Annotated in this window: 2 protein-coding genes; one reads left to right on the forward strand and one right to left on the reverse strand. The window is 59.5% G+C overall.

The genetic code is table 11. The features are described 5' to 3' along the window. Positions 1 to 213 precede the first annotated feature (213 nt). Positions 214 to 1422, forward strand: a complete 1209-nt coding sequence (gene trpB, locus EOL86_13340) for a tryptophan synthase subunit beta (GenBank protein ID NCD26559.1) — start codon at positions 214 to 216, stop codon at positions 1420 to 1422. A 190-nt stretch (positions 1423 to 1612) separates the two neighbouring features. Here trpB and EOL86_13345 read toward each other — a convergent pair whose 3' ends face one another. After that, a complete protein-coding gene (locus tag EOL86_13345) occupies positions 1613 to 2800 on the reverse strand; it encodes an ATP-binding protein (protein ID NCD26560.1) in 1188 nt (395 codons plus the stop codon). Between the last annotated feature and the right edge of the window lie 141 nt (positions 2801 to 2941).

Here is a 2941-nt window from a genome sequence, read left to right on the forward strand (position 1 = left end):
TTATCGCTTGACAAACCCGCACCTCCACGGGCAACTGTCCGACTCATGAACTTCAAGACCAATTCCATCATCTCCTGTTTGTGGTGGCGGCATGACGAACATGCCGTGGGATGCGTCTTGACCTGAACCCTCTCCAAAATACCAGGAAACCGACCGCGGCAGTGTACCCACTGACCGCGGTTTTTTTATTTCAAATCATCAGGAGGAACGATCATGACCATGCCCACTGCCGACGGATTCTTTGGCGCCTATGGCGGCCAGTACGTGCCCGAACCCATCAGGGACATTCTGAACGAGCTGGCCCGGGCCTTCGAGCGCTACCATCGCGACCCGGAATTCCTGCGTGAATACGACTACTACCAGCGCCAGTACAACGGCCGGCCCAACCCGCTTTATTTCTGCGCCAATCTGACCAAGCGCTGTGGCGGGGCCAAGATCTACCTCAAACGCGAGGATCTGAACCATCTTGGCGCGCACAAGGTCAACAACACCATCGGCCAGATCCTGCTGGCCAAGCGCATGGGCAAGAAAAAGATCATCGCCGAGACCGGAGCCGGCCAGCATGGCGTGGCCACGGCCGCAACAGCCGCGCTCATGGGCATGGAATGCACCATCCACATGGGCGCCGTGGACGTGGAACGCCAGAAACTGAACGTTTTCCGCATGCGGATGATGGGCGCCAAGGTCGTGCCGGCCGAGAGCGGTCAGAAAACCCTGAAGGAAGCCGTGGACGAGGCCCTCATGGCCTGGGTCCAGGACGCCCAAAACACATTTTACCTGCTCGGCTCGGCCGTGGGGCCGCATCCGTACCCGGTCATGGTCCGCGAGTTCCAATCCATTGTCGGCCGCGAGGCCAAGACCCAGATCCTCGAGGCCGAGGGGCGTCTGCCGGACTGCTGCATTGCCTGTGTGGGTGGCGGGTCCAACGCCCTGGGGTTGTTCACCGAGTTCGTGCCCGAAACATCGGTGAAACTCATCGGCGTGGAACCGGCCGGGCGCGGTCTCGGCTATGGCCAGCACGCCGCCAGCCTGTGCCTGGGCGAGCCCGGCATCATGCACGGCTTCAATTCCTACATGCTCAAGGACCAGGCCGGCGAACCGGCCGAGGTCTATTCCATCTCCGCCGGACTGGACTACCCGAGCGTGGGGCCGGAACACGCCCTTCTCAAGGACACGGGCCGGGCCGAATACGTCCACGCCAGCGACCAGGAAGCCCTGGATGCCTTTTTCCTGCTCTCGCGCACCGAGGGCATCATCCCGGCCCTGGAATCCTCCCACGCCCTGGCCCACGCCCTGCGCATCGCGCCGGACATGAGCCCGGAAGCCATCATCGTCGTCAACCTGTCCGGACGCGGCGACAAGGACGTGGAACAGATCGAACGCATGGTCGCCGCCGGCCAGATCGCGCCGCCGACACTCTAGGCCACGACGCCAACCGCCCATCGAAAAAAGCCCCTTGGCTAACCTTGGGGCTTTTCTGTTGTGGGTGGAATGGGAGAACCAAACTTGGGCTGGGGAGCCCCGGGGCTAATTCCCAAGGGGCCGAATGCCCACAATTCGAGTCTGATGATATTCTTCATTCCTGGTCTCCCGGCAAATGTCCGGCTCTCGATCACTGCACGGAAAATTCCGGAATAGCCCGGAGCATGAATTCATCGAACAGCGGAACGGTGAAAGCCATGAGTCCATGCGCGGGGCTATAGACCATCCCCTTCTTGATAAGATTGGCCCGCACCGGCCCCAGGGTGGTAATCTTCGTATGCAACACATCGGCGACATCCGAGGACCGATATGGCCCCGGTCCCATCCCCGCCATGGCGCGAAGAAATGTTTTTTCCCTGGGCGTCAGGCGGTTGAAGCGCACTCTGAAGAAGTTCTCGTCGAGGCGTTTTTCCACCAGTCTGGTCGTTTCCCGGACAATCTCGGCAGTGATGGGTGAAGACGGCGCATGATTCCAGGCCTGATAGCCCCATTCCTGAATGAAATAGGGGTATCCCCGCGTCAGGCGAAAAATTTCCCGAAGCGCGGCAGGCTCGATGCGCTCGCCAGCACTCTCGACAGGCCCCTGGATGGCTTTGGCTGACTCGTCTTCAGAAAGAGGACCGATGTCGGGAAAACTGAACAGCCGCTCCGCATACGATTTGGAATCACCAGCCAAACCAGGAAGAATCGGCAGCCCCGCGCCGATGAGCACAAGTGGAAGCTGGCGCTGCTGCATCTTGTGCATGGCCATGATCAATGCGCTCAATTCCTTGGTATGCAGATATTGAATCTCGTCGATCAGAATGGCGACGGCCGTGCCGCGCTCCTCGGCCGCCTCGGCCACGGCCATGAACACATTCGGCAGGTCGATTTCCAGATCCCCACTGTCGGCGGCGCCTGGCTCCGAATCAATATCAAGCCCAAACTCCACGTCGCCAACGGCAACCCGAACCGCGCTGATAAAACTTTTCAATACGGCAATACCCCGCCGCACCTTGTTGCCCGCGCCCGCCAAACGGTCGAGTTCGAAAAGCAACCGCTTGAGCTGAGGAATAAGTATCACTGCCAAGGGTTTGCCTTCGAGCGCCTCGACCAGGATAGTCCGGTACTCCCGAGCCTGGGCCATGCGCTCCATTTCGTTGAGCAGCACCGTCTTGCCGACTCCGCGCAATCCGATCAGCAGCACGCTTTTCTCGGGGCGTTTCCGGCGAACCCGCGCAAGCAGCACCTCCGCCTGTTCCAAAATACCCTCCCGGCCTGCCAGCTCAGGTGGCGGAGAACCCGCTCCGGGCGAAAAGGGATTGCTGATTTTATCCATGTCAAACCTCGCGCATTGTTTATATCAATTTATTCATCATTCATAGAATAATAGCGAATAAATTAACATGGAGCAAGATAGTCTCCCGGCAAATAAACCGGCGACAGGCGACAGGGAAACCGCGTCCCTGGCCAAAAGCAA

The sequence above is a fragment of the Deltaproteobacteria bacterium genome (assembly GCA_009930495.1).
Taxonomy (GTDB): domain Bacteria; phylum Desulfobacterota; class Desulfovibrionia; order Desulfovibrionales; family Desulfomicrobiaceae; genus Desulfomicrobium.

Coding starts and splice junctions, on each gene's coding strand:
- trpB (NCD26559.1), top strand. CDS start 214: ATGACCATGCCCACTGCCGACGGATTCTTTGGCGCCTATGGCGGCCAG.
- EOL86_13345 (NCD26560.1), bottom strand. CDS start 2,800: ATGGATAAAATCAGCAATCCCTTTTCGCCCGGAGCGGGTTCTCCGCCA.